Source organism: Pseudoxanthomonas sp. LARHCG66, from assembly GCF_052871755.1.
The window spans coordinates 1,285,672-1,310,138 of record NZ_JBIXJW010000001.1 but is presented as its reverse complement, the minus strand read 5'-3'; the positions used below and the strand labels follow the sequence as shown (position 1 = coordinate 1,310,138).

General features: G+C 67.8%; 18 protein-coding genes and 1 riboswitch. Of the genes, 10 read left to right on the top strand and 8 right to left on the bottom strand.

Annotated features, from left to right (window positions below; all coding sequences use genetic code 11):
- The first annotated feature begins 25 nt into the window (after positions 1-25).
- Entirely contained in the window at positions 26-2,992 is a 2,967-nt protein-coding gene (locus tag ACIPRS_RS06230; protein WP_446537889.1) for a two-component regulator propeller domain-containing protein, read from the top strand.
- Between the two features lie 22 nt (positions 2,993-3,014).
- On the opposite strand, the gene leuB is transcribed toward ACIPRS_RS06230, so the two are convergent.
- From leuB to ilvC, 8 genes are all read right to left on the bottom strand, one after another.
- Complete coding sequence (gene leuB / locus ACIPRS_RS06225; RefSeq protein ID WP_446537888.1) at positions 3,015-4,103, bottom strand: 3-isopropylmalate dehydrogenase; 1,089 nt, start codon at positions 4,101-4,103, stop codon at positions 3,015-3,017.
- A complete protein-coding gene (leuD, locus tag ACIPRS_RS06220; RefSeq protein WP_192200067.1) occupies positions 4,093-4,674 on the bottom strand; it encodes a 3-isopropylmalate dehydratase small subunit in 582 nt (193 codons plus the stop codon). Before leuD ends, leuB begins: the two co-directional genes overlap by 11 nt.
- Positions 4,674-6,095, bottom strand: a complete 1,422-nt coding sequence (leuC, locus tag ACIPRS_RS06215) for a 3-isopropylmalate dehydratase large subunit (RefSeq protein WP_446537887.1) — start codon at positions 6,093-6,095, stop codon at positions 4,674-4,676. The genes leuD and leuC overlap by 1 nt, the downstream gene beginning before the upstream one ends.
- Before the next feature lie 176 nt (positions 6,096-6,271).
- Positions 6,272-7,825: a 2-isopropylmalate synthase gene (locus ACIPRS_RS06210; RefSeq protein WP_446537886.1), complete on the bottom strand. Its 1,554-nt coding sequence runs from the start codon at positions 7,823-7,825 to the stop codon at positions 6,272-6,274.
- On the bottom strand, positions 7,822-8,958 hold the full coding sequence (locus ACIPRS_RS06205; protein ID WP_446538014.1) for a threonine dehydratase: 1,137 nt from the start codon (positions 8,956-8,958) through the stop codon (positions 7,822-7,824). Before ACIPRS_RS06205 ends, ACIPRS_RS06210 begins: the two co-directional genes overlap by 4 nt.
- Before the next feature lie 72 nt (positions 8,959-9,030).
- Entirely contained in the window at positions 9,031-9,303 is a 273-nt protein-coding gene (locus tag ACIPRS_RS06200) for an ACT domain-containing protein (protein ID WP_056879290.1), read from the bottom strand.
- Entirely contained in the window at positions 9,287-11,035 is a 1,749-nt protein-coding gene (gene ilvG, locus ACIPRS_RS06195; protein ID WP_446537885.1) for an acetolactate synthase 2 catalytic subunit, read from the bottom strand. Before ilvG ends, ACIPRS_RS06200 begins: the two co-directional genes overlap by 17 nt.
- Positions 11,032-12,039 carry a ketol-acid reductoisomerase gene (ilvC, locus tag ACIPRS_RS06190; RefSeq protein WP_337730731.1) on the bottom strand — a complete coding sequence of 336 codons (1,008 nt, stop codon included), beginning with the start codon at positions 12,037-12,039 and terminating at the stop codon, positions 11,032-11,034. Before ilvC ends, ilvG begins: the two co-directional genes overlap by 4 nt.
- 367 nt (positions 12,040-12,406) lie before the next feature.
- Between ilvC and ilvD the strand changes: the two genes are divergently transcribed.
- From ilvD to ACIPRS_RS06145, 9 genes are all read left to right on the top strand, one after another.
- Entirely contained in the window at positions 12,407-14,248 is a 1,842-nt protein-coding gene (gene ilvD, locus ACIPRS_RS06185) for a dihydroxy-acid dehydratase (protein WP_446538013.1), read from the top strand.
- Positions 14,238-15,104, top strand: a complete 867-nt coding sequence (locus ACIPRS_RS06180; RefSeq protein WP_446537884.1) for a phosphate/phosphite/phosphonate ABC transporter substrate-binding protein — start codon at positions 14,238-14,240, stop codon at positions 15,102-15,104. Before ilvD ends, ACIPRS_RS06180 begins: the two co-directional genes overlap by 11 nt.
- A 95-nt stretch (positions 15,105-15,199) precedes the next feature.
- The gene (locus ACIPRS_RS06175) at positions 15,200-17,038 is read left to right on the top strand and encodes a methyl-accepting chemotaxis protein (protein ID WP_446537883.1); all 1,839 of its coding nucleotides are present in this window, start codon (positions 15,200-15,202) and stop codon (positions 17,036-17,038) included.
- A gap of 31 nt (positions 17,039-17,069) precedes the next feature.
- A riboswitch (TPP riboswitch) is annotated at positions 17,070-17,170 on the top strand.
- A 148-nt stretch (positions 17,171-17,318) separates the two neighbouring features.
- Positions 17,319-19,205, top strand: a complete 1,887-nt coding sequence (gene thiC, locus ACIPRS_RS06170) for a phosphomethylpyrimidine synthase ThiC (RefSeq protein WP_446537882.1) — start codon at positions 17,319-17,321, stop codon at positions 19,203-19,205.
- A gap of 93 nt (positions 19,206-19,298) precedes the next feature.
- A complete protein-coding gene (locus ACIPRS_RS06165) occupies positions 19,299-19,898 on the top strand; it encodes a DUF4136 domain-containing protein (protein WP_225590765.1) in 600 nt (199 codons plus the stop codon).
- Positions 19,895-20,062 (top strand): hypothetical protein, encoded by a 168-nt coding sequence (locus ACIPRS_RS06160; RefSeq protein WP_337730726.1) that lies wholly within the window; start codon positions 19,895-19,897, stop codon positions 20,060-20,062. The genes ACIPRS_RS06165 and ACIPRS_RS06160 overlap by 4 nt, the downstream gene beginning before the upstream one ends.
- A gap of 10 nt (positions 20,063-20,072) precedes the next feature.
- Positions 20,073-20,765: an ion channel gene (locus ACIPRS_RS06155; RefSeq protein WP_337730725.1), complete on the top strand. Its 693-nt coding sequence runs from the start codon at positions 20,073-20,075 to the stop codon at positions 20,763-20,765.
- A 289-nt stretch (positions 20,766-21,054) separates the two neighbouring features.
- Positions 21,055-23,373 (top strand): winged helix-turn-helix domain-containing protein, encoded by a 2,319-nt coding sequence (locus ACIPRS_RS06150; RefSeq protein WP_446537881.1) that lies wholly within the window; start codon positions 21,055-21,057, stop codon positions 23,371-23,373.
- Between the two features lie 147 nt (positions 23,374-23,520).
- Positions 23,521-24,429, top strand: a complete 909-nt coding sequence (locus ACIPRS_RS06145; RefSeq protein WP_446537880.1) for a helix-turn-helix domain-containing protein — start codon at positions 23,521-23,523, stop codon at positions 24,427-24,429.
- The last annotated feature ends 38 nt before the right edge of the window (positions 24,430-24,467 follow it).

Below are 24,467 nucleotides of genomic sequence, written 5' to 3'. Positions count from 1 at the left end.
GTCGAAGACCTTCGGACCCGGTGCCGTGCGCTGCCTGCTGATCCCCGGCCTCTGCCTGTTGGCCCTGTTCGTCGGCGCGCCCGCGTGGGCGCTCGACCCTGCGCGCAAGGTGGAGGAGTACACGCTTGCGCGCTGGACCATGGAGGACGGGTTGTCGCACAACCTGGTGCACGCCCTCAGCCAGGATGCCGAGGGCTACCTGTGGACCGGGACATGGGAAGGCGCCGCGCGGTTTGATGGTCGCCGCTTCACCCAGTACGACGCGGGCACCGTGCAGGGACTGGAAATCGAGGGCGTGCGTGCCATCACGCCCCATCCCGAGGGCGGCATGGTGCTCAGCCTGGGGCGTGTCGGCCCCGGCCTGCTGCGGTTCCACCAGGGCCGCTGGCAACGCCTGCCCGGACGGGCCGGCACCTTGCCGGACGTGTCGGTGCTGCGGTTCGGTCCGGACGGGGTGTTGTGGATCGGTACCGATCATTCCCTGTTCCGCCTCGACGGCGATGGTCGCCTGCACGACGTCGGCAGCGCACACGCGCGCCTGGCCAACGAGCGCGTGCTGGCGATTCTGCCGTTGTCCGACGGGCAGGCGCTGGTGGGCAACCGGCACGGCCTGTTCCGGATCGCCCAGGGCCGGGCCAGCGACTGGGGACGCGCGATGGGCCTGCCCGAGACCTCTGTGCTCGCCATCCAGCCTTCGCGCTGGGGCGGCATGCTGGTGGGAGGAAGCGGGGGTGCATGGCGGATCGAACGGGGTCGCGCGCAACAGATCACCGGCGCGCGCGCCGAGGCCATGCTGGAGGACCGCAACGGCAATCTGTGGATCTCCACCCTGGATGGCCTGCGCCGGTATGTGCATGGGCGCCATGAGACGCTGGGAGAGCGCAACGGCCTGATGGGCCGCCTGGCCCCGGCCCTGTTCGAGGATCGTGACGGCCTGCTGTGGGTGGGCACCACGAACGGGTTGTTCCGCATCTCCGACGGGCCCGTCTTCGGACTTGGACGCAGCAACGGTCTGCGCGACATCTACGTGCGCGCCATCATCGAACGGCCGGGCCAGGGCGTCTGGATCGGTCATCCGATGGGCGTGGACGCATGGGAGAACGGTCGCAGCCGCGCGGTGTCGCTGGCATTCGATGGCAAGCCCGACCCCTCCGTGCTGTCGATGGCCAACGCGCGCGACGGCGGGCTCTGGGTGGGAACCTACGACCAGGGCGTGATCCACCTGCCTGCCACCGCTGACACCCAACAGACGCTGCCCTGGCGCATCGACGAAGCACGGGGTCTGCCATCCAACCATGTGCGCGCCTTGCTGGAGCGCGCGGACGGCTCATTGTGGATCGGCAGCAACGAGGGCCTGAGCGTGTACCGGGAGGGGCGCATCGTGCGGCACTACAGTGCCGCCGACGGCCTGCCCGAAGGAAATGTCTACGTCCTGTACGAAACCGGCGAGGGCGGGATGTGGATCGGCACCAGCAACGGCATGGCGATGATGCGCCGTGATGGGTCGCTGCGGACATGGACGCCGGGCTCCGGTTTCCCCGCCGTGGCCGCGTTCGACTTCCTGGCCGATCCCGATGGCAGCCTGTGGATCGCGACCGATCGCGGCCTGCTGCACTGGCGGGACGGGCGGTTCGTGCAGTTCGATCATCGCCAGGGCTTGCCCAACAACCGTCTCTTCCGGTTGCTGGAAGACGACAACGGCGATTTCTGGGCATCGAGCAACCGGGGCGTGTTCCGTATCTCCCGACCGGCGCTGACGGCGGTGGAAAACCATCACCTGGCCCGCTTGCCGGTGGAGGCATTCACCCACGCCGACGGCCTGCCCAGCAGCCAGGCCAACGGCGCGAGCGCACCGGCGGGATGGCGCATGCGCGACGGCAAGCTGTGGTTCGCGACGGCAAACGGCATTGGCGTGATCGATCCCGACGACGCAAGGCGCCAGCGCGCCCAGGGCGTCACACTGGTGATGGAAGCCGTGGAAGCCGACGGTCGCGTGTTGCCCATGCAGGCGCGCCATGATCTGGCCGCAGACACGCGACGGGTGGTGATCCGTTTCACCGGCATCAACCAGCGTGCACCGGAGCGCCTGCGTTATCGCTACCGCATGGTGGGCTTCGATCGCGACTGGATCGAGACCGACGACGGCATCGCCCACGCCGCCGTGTACACCAACCTGCCCTCCGGACAGCTGCGCTTCGAGGTCCAGGTGATGAATGCGCCCGCGGATTGGAGCAAGCAGGACGCCGTGGTGACGCAGGCGGTGGCGTTCGACAAGGCGGCGCCGTGGTGGCAGCGCGCATGGGCGATGGTGGCTTACGCGCTGCTGCTGGCGCTGGCCGGCTGGGCCATCCTGCTGATAGCGATGCGGCGCCAGCGACGCCGGCAGCGCAGGCTTGAAGCGCTGGTGGACGCACGCACCTCGGAGCTGAGCGACAAGAACGCGCAGCTCGAGCGGGCCAGCCAGGCCCATGCCCACCTGCTGGAACAACTGGCCTACCAGGCCGGGCATGATCCCCTGACCCGCCTGGCCAATCGGCGCGCGGGGGATGCGTTCCTGGCCGACGCGCTGGGGGCCAGTCGTCGCGAAGGCCGTCCGCTCTGCGTTGCCTTGATGGACATCGATCACTTCAAGTCGGTCAACGACCGCTATGGGCATGCGTTCGGTGACGACGTGCTGTCGCAGGTGGCGGCGCTGGCCGGGCAGCTGGCAGGCGATCAGGAAGGCGTGCTGATCGCGCGCTACGGCGGCGAGGAATTCCTGGTGTGCCAGCAACTGCCGTGGACCGTTGCGCGCGCGCGACTGGAGGCGCTGCGCGAGGGCATCGCGCAGGCCAGCATCGAGGCGCCGGACGGCAGCGCGCTGCGCTGCACGGTCAGCATCGGCATGGCCGAACTGCAGCCGGGCCAGGACCTGCGCGATCTGCTGCGCGTGGCCGACGAACGCCTCTATCGTGCCAAGGAGCGGGGGCGCGACCGGCTGGTGTCGAACTGACAGGCGCGGCGCATCCGATTGCTCAGTCGCGCAGTTCCGCCACGTAGCAATGCGCCTGCATCTGCTCGATGACCGCCTGCGCCGCGACCTGCGTGGACACGCCGCGACCGCCGGTGGCCAGGTCGTTGGTGAAGACCTGTGCGTTGAGCGCGCCATCCACGGCCCGCTCGATGCAGTCGGCCTCTTCGTGCAGGCCCAGCGAGTGACGCAACAGCAGCGCACAGCTCAGGATGGTCGCGTAGGGATTGGCGATGCCCTTGCCTGCGATGTCGGGCGCGGAGCCGTGGATCGGTTCGTACAGGCCGATCTTGCCGTCGCCCAGCGAGGCGGACGGCAGCAGGCCCAGTGAACCCGCCAGCATCGAGGCCTCGTCGGTGAGGATGTCGCCGAACATGTTCTCGGTGACGATCACGTCGTACTCGCGCGGTTTGGCCAGCAGGTGCATCGCCATCGAGTCGACCAGCTGGTGCTCCAGCTTCACGTCCGGGAATTCCTCTCGGCCGATCCGCGTGGCCACGTCGCGCCACAGGCGCGAGGTCTCCAGCACATTGGCCTTGTCCACCGACACCAGGTAGCTGCGGCGCTGGCGCGCCAGCCTGAAGGCGCTGCGTACCACGCGCTCGATCTCGGTGACGCTGTAGCTGCACAGGTCGCTGGCGCCGCGTGCATCGCGGGTCTTCTCGCCGAAGTAGATGCCGCCGGTCAGCTCGCGCACCACCACGATGTCCACGCCGGTGAGCAGGTGCGGCTTGATCGGCGATGCATTCAATGCAGCCGGGTGCGGACGCACCGGGCGCAGGTTGGCGAACAGGCCCAGGCCCTTGCGCAATGCCAGCAGGCCCTGCTCGGGGCGGACCTTCGCATTGGGGTCCGACCACTTCGGGCCGCCGACCGCGCCAAGCAGGACGGCGTCGGCCTGCTGGCAGCCCTGCAGCGTGGCCTGCGGCAGCGGCTCGCCGTGACGGTCGATGGCGATGCCCCCGATGTCGTATTCGTGGAAGTCGAAGGCATGGCCATGGCGCCGCGCCAGTGAGCGCAGCACGGTGACGGCGGCAGCGGTGACCTCGGGACCGATCCCGTCACCGGGCAGGAGGGCGATATCAGCGTGCATGGCGGGTGGCCTCGTAATGTTCGATGTCGTTGTGGCGGGCCAGCAGGTAGCCCAGTTCGTCCACGCCTTCCAGCAGGCAGGTCTGCGCGAAGGCATCCAGCGGGAACGCGAAGACGGAGCCGTCGGGCGTGCGCAGTTCCCGGCTCGCGATGTCGACGACCAGCTCATCGTCCGGCCGCTGCATCAGCGACTGCACGATCTCCTCCGGCAGCACCACCGGCACCAGGCCGTTCTTCAGGCTGTTGTTGCGGAAGATGTCGGCGATCTCGCTGCTGACGATGGCGCGCAGGCCGAGATCGGTGAGGGCCCACGGCGCATGCTCGCGCGAGGAGCCGCAGCCGAAGTTGCGCCCGGCCAGCAGGATCTGCCTGCCGGCGTTCTCCGCCTGGTTGAACGGGAACGCGGGGTTCGGCGAACCATCGGCCTGCCAGCGCCAGTCGTTGAAGGCGTTCTTGCCCAGGCCGGCACGTTCGGTCGTGGACAGGAAGCGTGCCGGGATGATCTGGTCGGTATCGATGTTGGTCTGCGCCAACACCACGCTCTTGGAGCGCAATTCGCGGAAGCCGGGCATCACGCCACCTCCTTGTGTGCGGCGAACAGGTCGCGCGGATCGCTGACACGTCCGTTCACCGCCGCCCATGCGGCCGTCAACGGCGACGCCAGCAGCGTGCGCGCGCCGGGCCCCTGGCGGCCTTCGAAATTGCGGTTGCTGGTGCTGACGGCCAACTGGCCCGGCGCCACCCGGTCGCCATTCATCGCGATGCACATCGAGCAGCCGGGCTCCCGCCATTCAGCACCGGCAGCACGCACGATGGCATCGATGCCCTCGGCCTCGGCCTCGCGCTTGACGATCTCCGAGCCCGGCACGACCAGCATGCGCACGCCTGCGGCGACCTGGCGGCCGCGCAGCACCTGCGCCACTTCGCGCATGTCGCGCAGGCGGCCGTTCGTGCACGAACCGACGAACACCACGTCCACCGGCGTGCCTTCCAGGCGCTGGCCGGCGCTCAGGTGCATGTAGTCCAGCCCCTTCTGCGCGGCCGCATCGGCGGGCGCGGGAATCGGTGCGTCCACCGCGATCGCGGTGCCGGGGTGCGTGCCCCAGGTCAGGGTCGGGCGGATGTCGGCGGCCTCGATGCGTACCTCGGCATCGAACGCGGCGCCGTCCTCGCTGCGCAATGTCTTCCAGTAGGCGACCGCCACATCGAAGGCTTCGCCCTTCGGCCCGCGCGGCGTGCGCGCCACCCAGTCGAACGTGGTCTGGTCGGGGGCCACCATGCCCGCGCGCGCGCCGGCTTCGATCGACATGTTGCACAGGGTCATGCGCTGCTCCATGTCCAGTGCCTCGATCGCGCTGCCGCGGAACTCGATCACATGGCCGGTGCCGCCATTGACGCCGATCACGCCGATCACGTGCAGCACGATGTCCTTGGCGCCCACGCCCGGTGCCAGCGCACCGTCCACGGTGATCGCCATCGTCTTCGGCTTGCGCTGCAGCAGGCACTGCGTGGCGAGCACATGGCCCACTTCACTGGTGCCGATGCCGAAGGCCAGTGCGCCGAACGCACCATGCGTGCTGGTGTGGCTGTCGCCGCACACGATGGTCATGCCGGGCAGGGTGAAGCCCTGCTCGGGCGCGATGACGTGGACGATGCCGCGGTTCGGCGACGCCATGTCGAACAGCTCGATGCCGTGCTGCGCGCAGTTGCGTGCCAGCGTATCCACCTGCGTTTCGGCGGCCTGCGTGTAGTAAGGCAGCTTCCCGTCCGGGCCAGCCGGCAGGGTCGGCGTGGAGTGGTCCATCGTCGCCTTGGTGCGGTCCGGGCGGCGCGGCGACAGGCCGCGCGCCGCGAGCTCGGTGAAAGCCTGCGGCGAGGTGACCTCGTGGATCAGGTGCAGGTCGATGTACAGCACGGCGGGCGCCGCGTCAGTCTCGGGGACGACGACGTGGGCGTCCCACAGTTTGTCGAACAGGGTGCGTGGCGCAGTCATGCAGAGGTTCCCGTCATGCTTTTCATGGTGTGTCGAACAAGGCGATCCAACCCGTTTCCCGTCGTCATCCCGGCGGAAGCCGGGATCCATGTTGCCGTTGCTGTTGTCCGACTCGCTGAGCAAGAACCAACAGCGCACTGGATTCCGGCATTCGCCGGAATGACGGTGGGAGGTTCCTAGGCGGCCGCTGCTTCCTGCTTCTCGATGCGGCGCTGGCGCAGCAACCGGTTGGCCACGTCCAGCCAGGCCAGCGCGCTGGCTTCGATGATGTCCTTGCTGGTGCCGGTACCCTCGTACTCTTCGCCATTGCAACGCACCGACAGGCTGGCCTCGCCCCGCGCATCGGCACCGATGCCGACGCTGTGCACCTGGTAGCTCTCCAACTGCAGCTGCACGCCGGTGGCGGCGGCCAGCGCGCTGAACAGCGCATCGACCGGTCCGTTGCCCTGCGCGGTTTCGGATACGCGGTTGCCATCCGGATCCGACAGTTCGACCAGCGCGTTGGCGCGGCTGCCGACATCGCTGATCGTCATCGAGGCCAACCGGTAGCCGTCGCTGACCGCAGCGTCCTGCATCAGCGCCTGCAGGTCGGCATCGCCGACCACGCGCTGCTTCTCGCACAGCGCCTTGAACTGTTCGAATACCAGCTTCAGTTCGTCTTCCTCCAGCCAGTAGCCCAGTGCGCGCAGGCGCTGCTCGACGGCGGCGCGGCCGCTGTGGCGGCCCAGCACCATCTGCGACGACGGCCAGCCCACATCCTGCGGCTGCATGATCTCGTAGGTGCCGCGATGGCGCAGCATGCCATGCTGGTGGATGCCGGATTCGTGCGCGAACGCGTTGGCGCCGACGATGGCCTTGTTGCGCTGGACCGGCATGCCGACCAGGCGCGACAGCAGCTGCGACGTGGGCACGATGCGCCGCGTGTCGATGCGCGTGTCCAGGTTGTAGAAGGCATTGCGCACCTTCAGCGCCATCACCAGCTCCTCGATCGCGCAGTTGCCCGCGCGTTCGCCGATGCCGTTGATCGAGCCTTCCACCTGACGCGCGCCGCCCTCGATGGCGGCCAGCGAGTTGGCCACGGCCAGGCCGAGGTCGTTGTGGCAGTGGGTACTGAAGATCACCCTGTCGGCGCCGGGTACGTTGGCGATCGCGCGCTCGAACATGCCGCGGATCTCTTCCGGCGTGGTGAAGCCCACCGTATCGGGCAGATTGATGGTGGTGGCGCCGGCGGCGATGGCGGCGGCGATGGCCTCGTGCAGGAAATCCTCCTCGGTGCGGGTGGCGTCTTCGGCCGAGAATTCGATCTCGTCGACATGGCCGCGGGCGAGGCTGACGTGCTTGCGGATCGATTCCAGCACCTGTTCGCGGGTCATGCGCAGCTTGTGCTCGCGATGCAGCGGGCTGGTGGACAGGAACAGGTGCAGGCGTGGTTTTGCGGAGGCCGAGAGCGTGCGCAGCGAGGTTTCGATGTCGGCGGGCAGGCAGCGTGACAGCACCACCAGCGTGGTCTCGCGCAGTTCACGCGCGATCAGTGCATGCGCTTCGCGGTCGGACTGGGAACTGGCGGGGAAGCCGGTTTCGATGGCATCCACGCCCAGATCGGCGAGGCCGCGGGCCATCACCACCTTCTGCTGCGGCGTCATGCTGCACCCGGGCGACTGTTCGCCGTCACGCAGCGTGGTGTCGAAAATGCGGATCTGCGCGGAGGGGGACGTGATTGGCGTATTCACCAGATGGTTTCCTCGTGTACTTCTGTTTCCAGGGCGGCGGCCGGAATGCGGCGCACGCCGGTTTTGGCGGGAGATTTCGGGGTGGCCGCGCGCGCGGTGGCGCGGCCTTCGGCAAGCGCAGGCTCGCCCTCCACGGTGCGGCGGCGCGGCTTGCGCGGCGGCCGTGGGCGCACGTCGGACAATAACTGGGCCAGCACGGTGGCGTCGATGTTGCCGCCGGACACGACAGCGCACTTGCGCCTGCCCGCTACGCGTCGGCCTGCGGCCAGCGCCAGTGCGCCGGCGCCCTCGGCGATCAGGTTCTCTTCCAGCGCCAACCGCACCAGCGTTTCGCGCAGCTCGGCTTCGCGCACGATGACCACGTCATCCAGCAGCTGCGTGCACAGGCGGCGGGTGATGAAGCCCGGCACCTTCACGCGCACGCCGTCGGCCAGCGACGCGACGGGATCGACGGGCGACACATCGCCCTTCATGGCGCGGATCATCGAATCCACGCCTTCGACCTGGGCACCGACCACGCGGACGCCCTGCGACTTCAGCGCGAGCGCGACGCCGGAGGCCAGCCCACCGCCCCCGATCGGCACGATGACCACGTCCGGTGCGTACGGTGCGATCTCGATGCCCACCGTGCCCTGGCCCGCGATCACGTCGGGATCGTCGAACGCGGACAGGAAGCGGTAGCCGTTCTGCTCGGCCAGGTCACGGGCGAAGGCGAAGGCCTCGTCGTAGCTGTTGCCGTGCTGACGCACGGTGGCGCCCCAGTGGGCGACGCCGGCGATCTTGGTCGCCGGTGCGCCGTGCGGCATCACCGTGATGGCCTGCACGCCCAGCCGGTACGCGGCCCACGCCAAGCCTTGCGCATGGTTGCCAGCGGAGGCGGCGATCACCGGGCGGTGGTCGCCCCGCTCGCGCGCGGCCAGCAGTGCATTCAACGCGCCACGCACCTTGTAGGAACCGGTGCGCTGCAGGTTCTCCAGCTTCAGCATCACGCCAAAGCGCTCGGCGTGATGCAGCGGCGTGGGCGGCAGGTACCGTCGCAGTCGCGCCTGCGCCGCCAGCACGTCGGCCACGGTGACGACGACGTCGCCTACGTCCGGTTCGTTGCTGGCGGTGGCGCGGCCGGCATCAGGCATCGCGGCACGCGAACGGCTGATGTCGAAGAAGACGCCTCCGGACCACGACGTCCGCGTTGGCGGGCGTGGCATTCATGCGGCGCGGTCCTGGTGGCGACGATCCCTGCTCAGTTCCTGCACGGCACTGAACGACAGTTCCTCGACATCGTAGATCTTCAGCAGTTGCTGGCGCAGGGTTTCCGGCGCGCGGGTACTGTCGATCACCAGCGCCAGTGCCCAATAGCCTTCGCCGTCGTGGGTGGCATGCACCGCATGGGGCGGAAAACCACGGCGCTCGATCATGCCCAGGACGCGCAGCAAGGCGCCCTCGGCAGGTTTGAGCTTGAGTTCAAGCCGGTAACGCATTCTTCTTCTCCGGGCCGTCGGCCGTGACGGCAGGCTCGGCGGATTGTTTGGCGGGATTGGCATCCAGCATCGAGCTGTTGGCGTGGTTCGGCGGCACCAGCGGCCAGACATTGGCCTTGATGTCGATGGTGACGTGCAGCAACGCGGGTCCGGGCTGGGCCAGCAGGTCGGCCAGGCCGTCCTCGACTTCGTCGCGCAGGCTGATGTGGCGTGCCGGGATGCCGAACACGCGCGCCAGGGCGGCGAAGTCCGGGTTGTCGGACAGGTCGATCTCGCTGTAGCGCTCGGCGAAGAACAGTTCCTGCCACTGGCGGACCATGCCCAGCGCGCTGTTGTCGATCAGCACGATCTTCACCGGCAGCTTGCAACGCGCGATGGTGGCCAGCTCCTGCACGTTCATCATGAAGCCGCCGTCGCCGTTGACCAGGATCACGGTGCGGTCGGGACAGGCGAACTGCGCGCCCATCGCCGCCGGCAGGCCGAAGCCCATCGTGCCCAGTGCGCCGCTGGTCAGGTGGTTGCGCGGATGGGTGAACCCGCAATGCTGCGCCACCCACATCTGGTGCTGGCCCACGTCGCACGCGATGATCGCGTCCGCCGGCGCCACTTCGCTCAGCCGCTTCAACAGGCCGGGCGCATAGATGTCGGTGCCCGGCGCGTCGTAGCGGAAGCCGAAACGCTCGCGGTTGCCCGCGCAGCGCTTGCGCCATTCATCGCAGGTGCTGCGTGCCGCCGTCAGCGTCTTCAGGCTGGTAGCCACGTCGCCGGGAACGGCGATGTCGGCCGTGCGCAGCTTGCCGATCTCGTAAGCGTCGGCGTCAACGTGCAGCACGCGGGCGAACGGTGCGAACTCGGCCAGCTTGCCGGTGGCGCGGTCGTCGAAGCGCGCGCCGACCACGATCAGCAGGTCCGATTCCTGCACCGCCATGTTGGCCGCGCGGGTGCCATGCATGCCCAGCATGCCCAGGTAATGCGGATGGCCGGCCGGCAGGGCGCCCAGGCCGCGCAGGGTCAGCACGGTGGGGATCTTCGTCGCGTCGACGAACTGGCGGAACGCGTCCACCGCGTCGGCGATGCCGATGCCGCCGCCGCCGTAGATCACCGGCTTCTCGGCACCGGCGATCGCGGCCAGTGCATCGGCCAGCCGCGCATCTTCCGGGGCCGGAACGGGACCGACGCTCGCCGGCACGTGGTCGGGCAGGTGCGAGGCATCGGACATCTGCACGTCCTTGGGCAGGTCGATCAGGACCGGACCCGGACGCCCTTCGCGCGCGATGCGGAAGGCTTCGCGCACCATCTCCGGCAGGTCGTCCACGCGCCGGGCGATGAAGCTGTGCTTCACGATCGGCAGCGTCAGTCCGAACACGTCCAGTTCCTGGAACGCATCGGTGCCCATCAGCGTGGTGGCGACCTGGCCGGTCAGGCACACCATTGGTACCGAATCCAGCATCGCATCAGCGATGCCGGTGACCAGGTTGGATGCACCGGGGCCGGAGGTGGCCACGCACACGCCGACCTTGCCGCTGGCACGGGCATACCCGTTCGCGGCCAGCGCCGCGCCCTGTTCGTGACGCACCAGAATGTGCTTCAGCCTGGAATCCACCAGCGCGTCGTAGAACGGCATGATGGTGCCGCCGGGATAGCCGAACAGCGTGTCCACGCCCTCGGCTTCCAGGGCGTGGGCCAGCCAGCGGGCGCCATTGCGTGGGGCAGTGGCCGCGGCGGCGTTCATGCGGCGGCCTGCTCGTCTGTATCGGGTTGGGCGGCGTTGGCCTGCAGCCACACCATCTTCGCGCGCAGTTCCTTGCCAACCTTCTCGATCGGGTGGTCCTTGTCCGCCTGCTGGAACTTCTTGTAGTTCGGCAGGCCCGCGTCGTACTCGGCCTGCCAGTTGCGGGTGAAGGTGCCGTTCTGGATGTCGGTCAGTACGTCCTTCATGCGTGCCTTGACGCTGGCATCGATGACGCGCGGGCCGCTGACGAAGTCGCCGTACTGCGCTGTCTCGGAGATGAACTCCAGCATGCGGGTGATGCCGCCTTCGTAGAAGAGGTCGACGATCAGCTTCAGTTCGTGCAGCACTTCGTAGTAGGCGATTTCCGGCTGGTAGCCGGCTTCCACCAGCGTCTCGAAGCCGGCCTGCACCAGCGACGAGGCGCCGCCGCACAGCACGGCCTGCTCGCCGAAAAGGTCGGTCTCGGTCTCTTCCTTGAAGGTGGTCTTGATGATGTTGGCGCGCGCGCCGCCCAGGCCACCGGCATACGCCAGCGCGAACTGCTCGGCCTTGCCGCTCTTGTCCTGGTGGACGGCGTAGATGCACGGCACGCCACGGCCGATCTCGTACTCGCGGCGCACCAGCGCACCCGGGCCCTTCGGCGCGACCAGTACCACGTCCAGGTCGGCGCGCGGCTCGATCATGCCGAAGTGGACATTCAGGCCGTGCGCGAACAGCAGCACGGCGCCTTGCTTCATGTTCGGCGCGAGCACGTCGGCGTAGAGCTTCTTCTGCACCATGTCCGGGGTCAGCACGGCGACCAGGTCGGCGTCCTTCACCGCGTCGGCCGGCGCCTTCACCACGAAGCCATCGGCCTCCGCCTTCGCTTCGGTCGGGCCGCCCGGGCGCAGGCCGACGACGACGTCGAAGCCGGAATCGCGCAGGTTCAGCGCGTGCGCGCGGCCCTGGCTGCCGTAGCCGACGACGGCGATCTTGGGGTGCGGGAGAGCGTTGGCGGTGGTCATGGAGCTGGATTCCTGGAGGTTGAGGTGAAGGGAAAGGCTCTTAAACAAAAAACCCCGCACTTCTCAGTGCGGGGTTTTGCGAATCTGGCGTTGTTTGTTGCTTACGCGCCGGTCCGTCCCGCAGTTGTGGGCGAGGTAATAAGGACGAGTACGAGGAAGGAGGCCGCAGCGCGTGCGGTCGGGTCGGTCATCGTGGGCGTGTGGCGTTGCAACATGCGGCAAGGGAAACATGCCGCTCCGAAGCATGTCAAGCAGTTTTCCCGCCTTTGCGACGATCGGATGATTTCAATCGATATGGTTGCAACTGAAACCGTGGAAACGCAGCAGAATCAAGGCTTCCCACGTCATCGCCGCACTGCTGGTTTTCATGCCCGAGTACCGCTCCAAGACCTCCACCCACGGCCGCAACATGGCCGGTGCCCGTGCGCTGTGGCGCGCCACCGGCATGAAGGATGCCGACTTCCACAAGCCCATCGTTGCCGTCGCCAATTCGTTCACCCAGTTCGTCCCGGGCCACGTGCACCTCAAGGACCTTGGCCAGCTGGTGGCGCGCGAGATCGAGCGGGTCGGTGGCGTGGCGAAGGAGTTCGACACCATCGCTGTCGACGACGGCATCGCGATGGGCCACGACGGCATGCTGTATTCATTGCCCAGCCGCGAAGTCATTGCCGACTCGGTCGAGTACATGGTCAACGCGCATTGCGCCGATGCGCTGGTGTGCATCTCCAACTGCGACAAGATCACGCCGGGCATGCTGATGGCGGCGTTGCGGCTCAACATCCCCACCGTATTCGTATCGGGTGGGCCGATGGAAGCCGGCAAGACGAAGCTGGCCGACCACAAGCTGGACCTCGTCGATGCGATGGTGATGGCGGCCGATCCGAACGCGTCCGACGCCCAGGTGGACGCGGTCGAGCGCAGTGCCTGCCCGACCTGCGGCTCGTGCTCCGGCATGTTCACCGCCAACTCGATGAACTGCCTGACCGAGGCGCTGGGCCTGTCGTTGCCGGGCAATGGCACGGTGGTGGCCACGCATGCGGACCGCGAACAGTTGTTCCTGCGCGCAGGGCGCGTGGTGGTCGAACTCTGCCACCGCTGGTACGGTGCGGAAGACCCCAGCGCTTTGCCGCGCGGCATCGCCACGTTCGAAGCGTTCGAGAATGCGATGACGCTGGACATCGCGATGGGCGGCTCCACCAACACCATCCTGCACCTGCTGGCTGCGGCACAGGAAGGGGAGGTGCCGTTCGACATGCGCGACATCGACCGCCTGTCGCGACGCGTGCCGCAGTTGTGCAAGGTGGCGCCGAACACGCAGAAGTACCACATCGAGGACGTGCATCGCGCCGGCGGCATCATGGCGATCCTGGGGGAGCTCGCACGCGGCGGCTTGCTGCACATCGACGTCCCGACCGTGCACGCGAAGACGCTCGCCGATGCCATCGCGAAGTGGGATATCACCACCGTCGATGACGATGCGGTGCAGACGTTCTACAAGGCCGGCCCGGCAGGCATTCCCACCCAAGTGGCTTTCAGCCAGGCCACACGCTGGCCTTCGCTCGACACCGATCGGGCGGAGGGCTGCATCCGCAGCGTCGAACACGCGTTCTCGCAGGAAGGCGGGCTGGCCGTGCTCTACGGCAACATCGCGCGCGATGGCTGCGTGGTGAAGACGGCGGGCGTGGATGAATCGATCCATGTCTTCGAAGGCAACGCGCGGGTCTACGAGAGCCAGGACGCAGCGGTGGCCGGCATCCTCGGCGACGAGGTGAAGGCGGGCGACGTGGTGGTGATCCGCTACGAAGGCCCGAAGGGCGGGCCGGGCATGCAGGAAATGCTGTACCCGACCAGCTACCTGAAGTCGAAAGGCCTCGGCAAGCAGTGCGCGCTGCTGACCGATGGCCGTTTCTCCGGCGGCACCTCGGGCCTGTCGATCGGCCATGCGTCGCCGGAAGCGGCGGCGGGTGGCGCGATCGGCCTGGTGCGCGAGGGCGACCGCATTCGCATCGACATTCCGCAGCGCTCGATCGCGCTGCTCGTCGCGGACGACGAATTGGCGTTGCGGCGCGCGGCGCAGGATGCGCGTGGATGGAAGCCCGCGCTGCCGCGCACGCGCAAGGTGACCACCGCGCTGAAGGCCTATGCCTTGCTGGCGACCAGTGCCGACAAGGGTGCGGTGCGCGACAAGGCGCTGCTGGATGCGTTCTGATACACCGATGGTCCTGCGCTGCCTTCTTGTCCTCTTGCTCGCCTGCTTTGTCCTGCCCGCTATGGCGCATGACGAAGAGAGGAAACCCTGGGTCATCGCCACCTATGCGTATCCCCAGCGCGACCGCATCGCGGCGATCCAGCCCTTGGCCGACTACCTCGCCAAACGTGGCGGCCATCCGGTACAGGTGAGACTGTTCCCGTCGCCGACGGCATTGGTCGAAGCCCTGCGCGACGGTCAGGTGGATGTCGCGGTGCCCAACCTGCACGCCTATCTGCAGACGCGCCGCTGGCATCAGCACGTGACCACCCTGCCGGTGCCGCAAGTGCCCCTGGCGCAGGCGGATCGTTACCGCGCGGTGCTGGTTGCGCGCGGCGTGTCCTCACTCGATGCGCTGGCGCGCGACGCGGCACGTCTGCGGCTGGTCCTGGTCGGGCGCGATTCGGCCTCCGGCGGATTCGTGCCGGTACACCATCTTCGTGCGCTGGGACTGGAGGCGGAGGCGGCGTTCGCATCCTTGCGCTACGCGGGTTCGCATGCGGCTGCGCTGCAGGCCGTGGTTGAAGGCGAGGCGGACGTTGCCGCGCTCGCGGCCGACGTCTATGACGCATCGCCGAAGCAGCAGGGCATCGTGGAACTGTGGCGCTCCGATCCCATCCCGCCGGGACCGCTGCTGTGCCGCCCGGCACCGGGCGTGCCCTGCCAGGCGATCACGGCGTGGCTGCTGGAAGCGCACCTGAGGGATCCGGCCGTGATGGCGTCCCTTCGCGCAGGCTGGCCGGAATTCGGCGATGCGGAGCGCCTGGTGCCTGCCGATATCGCCCGACTGTCGTCGCAGGCGACGCGCATCGACTGATCGGCGCGCGGCGCGGATCGTGCCTGCCGCCGGACGGCACCCTCAATTCGGCGCCTCCCCTGCCGCTAGAAGGAATGATCAGGGGAGGTGTGTCCATGTCAGTCACAGCGGACGCGGCAACAGCCGGCGTCGATACCCGCCATCGTTTGCCGGACGCCCCCGTCGGCCTGCTGAGGCTGGCGGCCGATGCGCGCGTGCTGGACGCCAACCGCGCGGCGCTGGACCTGCTGGATGTGTCGGCCGAACACCTGCTGGGGCAGGACAGTGCGCATGTGTGGGGCCTGTCACCGGATGCACTGACCGGCGAAGAGGGCGTCTGGCAGGCACCGGGCGGCGACCCGGCGCGACGCGTCCGGTACCAGCGCGACCGCGACGATGATGGCTGGATGCTCTCCCTGCCACACCCCGAAACCGCCACGCTGCTGCGCGAAGCGGCGGGTCTGGCAGCAGAATCTGCTGCGGTGGCGGCATCGCCGGCCTTGCAGCCGCTGGCGCAGCGCCTGTGTGAAGCGCAAGCGGATCGTGCGCTGCTCGAACGCATCGGCCTGTTGCTCGGTGCCTGCGACCTGGACCTGGTTCCCGCCGAGGGACAGGCCGCCGATCCCCTGTTCCGGCAGATCGCAGCGGGTTTCGGCAACCTGGCCGAAGCCATCCGGCAGGCAGTGGCACTGTCGCATCAGGTGGCCGGCGATGTGCCGCACCTCGTACGCGAGAACGAAGACCTGCTGCGGCAATCCCAGTCCCAGGTGGCCGCACTGGAGGAGGTGCTGGTCGCGACGCGCCGCCTGTTGCAGGGGCTGCAGGGTGCCGGCGAGGAACTGCGGGCAGTGGTCAGCATCGCGGCACAGGCCGATGCCAGCGCACGCGAGGGTGTATCCGCCGCGCGCGAGCTGGGCGAAGCGATGCGTGAAGTGGAACGGCGTTCGGCCCGAGCGGGCGATGTCATCGCGGTGATCGACGCGGTCGCGTTCCAGACCAACATCCTGTCGATCAACGCCGGTATCGAAGCCGCGCGCGCGGGCGAAGCCGGGCGCGGCTTCGGCGTGGTCGCCAGCGAAATACGGCGACTCGCCGGACAGGCTTCCGCCGCCGCGCGCGACGTGCGCACCATGCTGGAAGAGAGCGGCCAGGCGTTGGCGGAAAGCGCGCTCTCCGCGCAGGCCACCGAGCAGGTACTGGGCAGCATCGGTGATCTGCTGGGCCGTGCGAGCCGGGCGATGGAGTCCGCAGGCGGCCGGGTGGCCGCCCAGGGCGACGAAATCGCTGCGATCGACCGTGCCGTGGAACAGGTGGTCGACCTGAGCCGCAGCAACCTGGAGCATGCCGGCCAGGTCGCGGCGCGGGGCGCGGCACTGGCGCAGGGCACGGACACGCTGCACGACTGCGTGGGTCTGTTCCGGCTGCCACCCGATCCGCTGCGCGTGCGACGGCACGCACGCGTGCACGACCTCGCCTGCGCGGGCGCGGCGCGGATCGGAGCGGCGTTCGAGCACGCGCTGTCCACCGGACGGTTGGGGGAAGACGACCTGTTCGCGCGCGACTACATACCGATACCCGGCATCGAGCCGGCCAAGTTCACCACGGCCTTCGACACCCTGTGCGATGAGCTGCTGCCGCCGCTCCAGGAGCCCCTCGCCAGCCGGCATCCATGGATCGTGTTCGCCATCAGCGCCAACCCCGACGGCTACGTGCCTACCCACAACCTGCGTTTCAGCCAGCCGCTCACCGGCGACCGCGAGAAGGACCTGGTCGGCAACCGCACCAAGCGCCTGTTCACCGATCGCGTCGGCCGCAGTGTCGGCGCGCATACCGATTCGTACCGGTTGCAGGTGTATCGCCGCGACACCGGACAGATCATGTTCGACCTGTCGGTGCCGATCCACGTCCACGGCCGGCACTGGGGAGGCTTCCGCATCGGCTACACGCTGGGCTGAACACGGCCGCCCGGCCGATGTGGTCTAATTCGCGCCGAAGCGGGGGTATCGCCGGCCTGGCCGGTGATTGAGACAGACCCTTCGAACCTGATCCGGTTGAGACCGGCGTAGGGAAGCTTCGCAGGATGCGCCGTGTTGCCGTGTCGCCCCTCGCGGGCCCGCAATCCGTCCGCCGCCGCGCCGCCGCTTCGTCCGTGATGCGATTCCCTCGCGTCGCATTATGCGAATCCCTCGCAAGAGCCCGCACATCCATGTGCGGGGATCCAAAAGGACGATGCCGATGAATGCCATTCCCAAGCCCGCCGCCGATCTGCTGCAGCAGACCGGGCAACTTTCCGAATCCGTGACCCGGCCCATTCCGGGTTCGCGCAAGATCTTCGTGCAGGGTTCGCGGGCCGACCTGCAGGTGCCGATGCGCGAGATCGCACTGACCCAGACGCCGACCCTGTTCGGTGGTGAAGAGAATCCGCCGGTCACCGTCTACGACACCTCCGGCCCGTATACCGATCCGGCAGCGACCATCGACCTGGCTGCCGGCCTGCCCGCGCTGCGTGCCAAGTGGATCGAGGAACGCGGGGACACGGAACAGTTGCCGGCCCTCAGCTCGGAGTTCGGCCGTTCGCGCGAAACCAATGCGAAGCTCGACAGCGTGCGCTTCCCCGGCCGCATCCTGCCGCGCCGTGCGAAGGCGGGCGCCAACGTCAGCCAGATGCATTACGCCAGGCGCGGCATCATCACGCCGGAAATGGAATACGTCGCCATCCGCGAGAACCAGCGGCTGGATGCGGTGCGCGATGCGATGCTGCTGAAGCAGCACCCCGGTGAATCCTTCGGGGCCAGCATCCAGACGTTCATCACCCCGGAGTTCGTGCGCGACGAGATCGCGCGCGGCCGCGCCATCCTGCCCAACAACATCAACCATCCCGAAAGCGAGCCGATGATCATCGGCCGCAACTTCCTGACCAAGATCAACGCCAACATCGGCAACTCTGCAGTGTCCTCGGGCATCGCCGAGGAAGTGGAGAAACTGGTGTGGTCGATCCGCTGGGGTGGCGACACGGTGATGGACCTGTCCACCGGCAAGCACATCCACGAAACGCGCGAGTGGATCATCCGCAATTCGCCGGTACCGATCGGCACGGTGCCGATCTATCAGGCGCTGGAGAAGGTCGATGGCCGCGCCGAGGCGCTGACGTGGGAAATCTTCCGCGACACGCTGATCGAACAGGCCGAGCAGGGCGTGGACTACTTCACCATTCATGCCGGTGTGCTGCTCCGCCACGTGCCGCTGACGGCCAAGCGCGTGACCGGCATCGTCTCGCGTGGCGGGTCGATCATGGCCAAGTGGTGCCTGGCGCACCACAAGGAGAACTTCCTCTACACGCACTTCGAGGACATCTGCGAGATCATGAAGGCCTACGACGTGGCCTTCTCGCTGGGCGACGGCCTGCGTCCGGGCTGCATCGCAGACGCCAACGACGCGGCGCAGTTCGGTGAACTGGAAGCGCTCGGTGAGCTGACCAAGATTGCCTGGAAGCACGACGTGCAATGCATGATCGAAGGCCCGGGCCACGTGCCGATGCAGCTGATCAAGGAGAACATGGACAAGCAGCTGCGCGAGTGCGGCGAAGCGCCGTTCTACACGCTCGGCCCGCTGACCACGGATATCGCGCCCGGCTACGACCACATCACCTCCGCCATCGGTGCGGCGATGATCGGCTGGTTCGGCACGGCGATGCTCTGCTACGTCACGCCGAAGGAGCACCTGGGCCTGCCCAACCGGCAGGACGTGCGCGACGGCATCATGGCCTACAAGATCGCCGCGCACGCGGCCGACCTGGCCAAGGGCCATCCGGGTGCGCAGGTGCGCGACAACGCGCTGAGCAAGGCGCGTTTCGAATTCCGCTGGGAGGACCAGTTCCACCTGGGCCTGGATCCGGAGAAGGCCAAGGAATTCCACGACGAGACGCTGCCCAAGGATGCGCACAAGCTGGCGCACTTCTGCAGCATGTGCGGGCCGCACTTCTGTTCGATGAAGATCACCCAGGACGTGCGCGACTACGCGGCCGAACACGGAGTGGAGGAGCGGGCGGCGCTGGAGGCCGGCATGGCGGAGAAGTCGGCGGAGTTCCTGGCGCAGGGCGCGCAGGTGTATCGTCAGGGCTGACCGGTCCGGGTGCCAGGCATCCATCCGGCGTACTCATGCGTAATGTTCACCGGGCGTCCGCCATCCTGGCGGCGTCCCGACAGGAGAACGATCATGGCCCGTTTCGCCCGTAATGCCGGCCGCTGGATGATGGCAGCGTGCGTCCTGCTGCTTGCGGCCTGCGCCACCGGCCCGCGCGTCACCAGCGACGTGGACCCGTCCGCGAACTTCGCGCAGTACCGCAGCTTCGCCTTCTATTCGCCGCTGGCGATCGAGGCGCAAGGCTACGCGACCCTGACCAGCGGGCGTATCAAGAATGCGGCGCGAGCGCAGATGGAAGCGCGCGGCTACGTCTACGATGAGACTTCGCCCGACCTGCGGGTTAACCTCAATGCCTACATGCAGGAAAAGACCGATGTCGTGTCGATGCCGGAAGTCGACTACGACTACTACTACAGCTACCGCGCCCGTCGTTATGTATCGGTGCCCTATTGGCGCGACCGCACCGAGGTCTACCAGTACACCGAGGGCACGATGAACGTGGATCTGGTGGACGCGGCGCAGAACCGGCTGGTGTGGACGGGCGTGGCGGTCGGCCGCGTGGGCCGTGCCACGCCGGAAGAGCGGGCCGCGAAGATCGATGCCGCCGTGGCCGACATCTTCCTGCGCTATCCCTATCGCGCGGGCAGCGGCACGCCTGCGGTGTCGCCGTGAAGGGGGAGGGTGCGGGCCTCGCGAAGGCGGGCATAGGTTTCGGCACCGCGCTGGCCATCACCATCTCATGGAGCGCCAACAAATCGCTGTTGTGGGCCGTGATCCATGGCGTGCTGTCGTGGATCTACGTGGTGTATTACGCCTTGGTGTACCACTTCAAATGAGTTTCGCCGCGTGACGAAGCCCTTGCTCTGGTTGCGCTGGCTGGTGACGGCGCGACGGCATCCCTGCGCCTTCCTGCTGATCGTCCAACTGGCGGGCATCCTGCTGTATCCGGTGATGGAAGACACCCAGGCAGGCCGGGCCCTGTTCGGCGCGTTCGGCATCCTGGTGCTCGCGCTTGCGCTGTGGGTGGTCAACCGCAGCGCGGCGGTGAACTGGATCGCATGGTCGCTCGCGGTGCCCGCCGTGCTGCTGTCGGTGTCGTCGGCCATCTTCGACCAGCCTGCGCTGGGCATCTACGCCCACCTGTTGGAGAGCGGACTGTACTTCTACACGGCGGGCAGCCTGATCGCCTACATGCTGCAGGACCACTCGGTCACCAGCGACGAACTGTTCGCCGCGGGCGCGACGTTCACGCTGCTCGCATGGGCCTTCGCCTTTTCGTTCTCGGTCTGCCAGCAGTGGTATCCGGGCAGCTTCACCGCTGCGGTGGATCCGCAGTCGCCGCGCAGCTGGATGGAGCTGCTGTTCCTGAGTTTCAGCCTGCTGTCGGGCGTAGGCCTGAGCGATGTCGTCCCCATCCAGCCCCAGGCACGCGCGCTGGTGATGCTGGAGCAGTTCGCGGGCGTGATGTACATCGCCGTGGTGGTATCGCGGCTGATCGGCCTGACGATCCTCAAGCACCCGGTGCGCAAGGAAGGCTGAGCGTTTCAGGCAGGCAAAAAATTCGCGCCCGGGGGCGCGAATACTGGAGCAGGTTGTAATAGGACGTCGGCGAGAGAGAGAGGTTGCCTGTGATGTTCCCGTTCAGGGGGAACACGGCGGCCACTGTAAAATGCACCGCGACGGTGCGCTTTCCCCATGCTGTTCCTGCACTTTGCCGAATCTGCCGGATTGAACGATCCGGCCGGTGACAGGTATTCAGGCACATGACGGGACAAGGGCGCCGGCGCAGCATCCGCCCCCACATGCCCCGACCTGCCGAGCCCCCATCGTGCCCCCTGCCGAACACCTGAAGGTGGGCGAGTGCTTCGTCGACATCTCCCTGCGCGAGATCCGCGCGCCGGGTGCCCGCAAGCCCGCGCGCATCACGCCCAAATCGATGGGCGTGCTGCTGGCGCTGGCCGACGCGCCTGGAAGGGTCGTCACACGCGACACGCTGCTGGCCGTGGTCTGGCCCGACACGCTGCCGACCAACGATGTGGTCACCCAGGCCATCACCCAGTTGCGCAAGGCATTCGGTGAGCGTGGCGATGGTCCGCGCTATATCGAGACCATCGCCAAGAGCGGGTATCGCCTACTGGCGTCGGTGGAGTGGTTGCCGGCGGCAGGCGACGATGCTTCGCCGCCTGCCGCCGATGAACCTGTCTCTGCTTCATCCGCGCCAGCTGCCGCACCCGTCGTCGTGCCGGTCGACGATGCATCCCGACACGCGGCGGCGCCGGTTCCGGTGATGGCCAACGCAGGGCAGTCGCCAGACCCACGCTTGTTCCGTCGCTGGGCCTGGGGCATCGGGCTGGGCGTACTGGCGTTGGGTATCGCAGCGTGGGGTCTTTGGATGATGGGGACCCGCAGCGGCCCTCTTGCCGCGGAGCCCGGCGTGCAGACACTGGTACCTGCACCGCGTCCGTATCGCCTGATCACCTCGGCACCCGGATTCGAACTGTCACCGACGCTGTCGCCGGACGGTTCGCAGGTCGCCTATCTGTCCAGCCTGACGGAAGAACTGGCAGGCACCGCGGTCATGGTGCAGACCACCGAGCCGGCCCAGCCGCGCACCCTGACCGTGCCGCCGGAGGGCGCATGGGACAGCAATCCGGAGTGGTCGCCCAGTGGCCGTGAAATCGCGTTCCTGCGCCGCTTCCCGGGCAAGGACTGCCGGATCATGGCGGTCCAGGCCAGTGGCGGGGAACCGCGCACGCTCGGGATCTGCGATCCGAACAACCGGCCCAGTTTCGACTGGATGCCTGGCGGCGATGGACTGGTGTTCAGCAGTCCGCTGACGGGTGCGGGCGAACCGGGCCTGCGCCTGCTGGATCTCGCCACGGGGCGCTGGCGTGCGCTGGACTACGGCGCGAGCGACGAAGATGTCGATACCGCGCCGCGCTATTCGCCGGACGGCAAATGGATCGCCTTTGTCCGCAACACGCCGCTGGGCGACCTGTGGCGCATTCCCGCAGAAGGGGGACGGGCGGAGCGCCTCACCCATCAGCGCGCGGAACTGCGCGGCTGGGACTGGACCCCGGACGGCAAGGCCATCGTGTTCGGGCGCCGCGTCGACAGTCACACGCGTCTGTATCGCCTGACCTTGCAGGATGGCCGCATCGAGGATCTCGGCATCGAGGATGCGCAGACGCCGGCCATTGCAGCGCGTGCCGACCAGCTGGCGTTCGTGCAGCGCAAGCCGCAGTTCGGCGTGTACCGCATCAGCAGTGCGCCGGCGATGGACGGGAAGTTGCCCGTGCCGGAACGGCTGTTCCCTTCCACCGGTCGTGACACGTTGCCGTCGGTGGCGCCGGATGGCCGCCAGATCGTGTTCACCTCCGACCGCTCGGGCGACTACGCCCTCTGGTGGGCCGACATGGAACGCCCCGCGTCGTTGCGCCTGATCGAGGGCATCCATCCCGAGTCCCGCCACCTGCCTGCGTGGTCGCCGGACGGCAAGCGGGTGCTCGTCGTCGGGACGGACGGTGCCGGGCGCTATGGCCTGCACGAACTGGTCCCCGCCAGCGGCCAGCTGCAGTCGCTGGCGGTGCCGGTGGCGCTGGAGGACCTGCTGTTCGCGGCCTATTCGCCGGACCCGACGCGGATCTTCGTGGTCGCGGGGCGCGGGGACAGCCAGCAACTGGTGCTGTTCGACCGGAGCAGCACGCCCTGGCGGCAGGTCGCCACCATCGAGGGCGTGTCGTTCGCGCGCCCTGACGGCGCACAGGGACGGGTGTTGTTCACCCGGCTGGGCCACGACGGGCTGTGGCAGGCAGACCTGTCCCTGTCTCCCGGCAGCATTCGCCAGATCGATGGCAATCACCCGGTCAGCCAGCGTTACCGCACCTGGACGGTCACCGAGGACGGCCAGGTCGAGTACCTCGAACAGCGGGCCGGGTGCTATGTCAGCCTGCGCCACATCGGGGCGGGACGCTCGCATCCGCCCCCCCGATGCCTTGAGCCGGACCATCTCTCCACGATCAATGGTTTCAGCGCACATGCGCGCACGCGTGTGGCGTACGTCTCAATGGCGATCAACGACGGGTCCGACATCGGCCTGCTGTCGTTGCAGCGAACGGCGGCGACGCCTCCGGTGCGGTTCTGGTAAGTCGCTGATCCAGAAAAAGAAAACACTTTCGCAAGTTCTTCGGAAGTGGATTCGTGGAGATTTCGGCGGGTTTTCCGCGCAATTTCCTGCGCCGCCCGCCATGTTCCGGCACATCCACTGCTCCTGTTGCGCAAAGTGGAATGACCGATGGAGCAAACCTTGTGGGGGGACCGCGGACAAGTGGTCCGCGCCGATGCGGCCGATGGCCAGGATCCGAACGGCTGCATCGCGGTCTCGCGGTTGGGTGCCGTGCAGGCGGGTGCCGACGTGTTCACCGTGTGGGTGCAGCTGCGCGGTACCTCGTGGGTGGAGGCCAAGGAAGGACGCTTCCGGCTGCGCCGGGGGCACTGGATCGCACTGGAGCGCGACTCCAAGCCGTTGGTGCAGAGCGACCGCTATGGCCTGTGCCTGGGGGTGGCGCTGAGCGCGGATGCCCTGCGCGCGATGGCGCGATTCGCCGACAGCCCCTTGTATGCCGGTCGTGGGTGGTTGTCCCGACGCGATGCGCTGACCCTGCTGCGCCTGTGGCGCGCGGTGTCCCGGCACGCCCCGCAAGGCCCGGATTTCCTCGCACTCCGCCCCTTGCTGCTGCATATGGTGGCCATCCAGCAGGAGTTCTCCGACTACATCCAGCGTTGCCCGGGGCGTTCACGCAGCCGCAAGCGCCAGGTATTCGGCCGCCTGCAGCGCGCGCGCCTCTATCTGGAGGGCAATTGCGACCGCGTGGTGCGGATCAGTGAACTGGCCGAACTGACCAGTTTCTCCAGCTGGTACTTCTCGCGCACCTTCTACAGTCTGTACGACGAGAGTCCGCAGGCGGCCGCGGCACGGATGCGGCTGGAGCATGCGGCCGAACTGCTGCGCAACACCTCGATGATGGTGGGCGAAGTCGCCGCGGCATCGGGTTTCGACAATTGCTGCAGCTTCGCGCGTGCTTTCCGTGCGCGCTTCGGAACCTCGGCCAGTCGCTATCGCATGGCATCGACTGCGTCGAGGACAGACTCGGCAAAGTCATCGGCCCTCGTGCGCAAAGCGGCCGTGAAGACTGGAACGTAAGTTTGCAAGGCGTTTTAACACGCCCATAACGCAACACG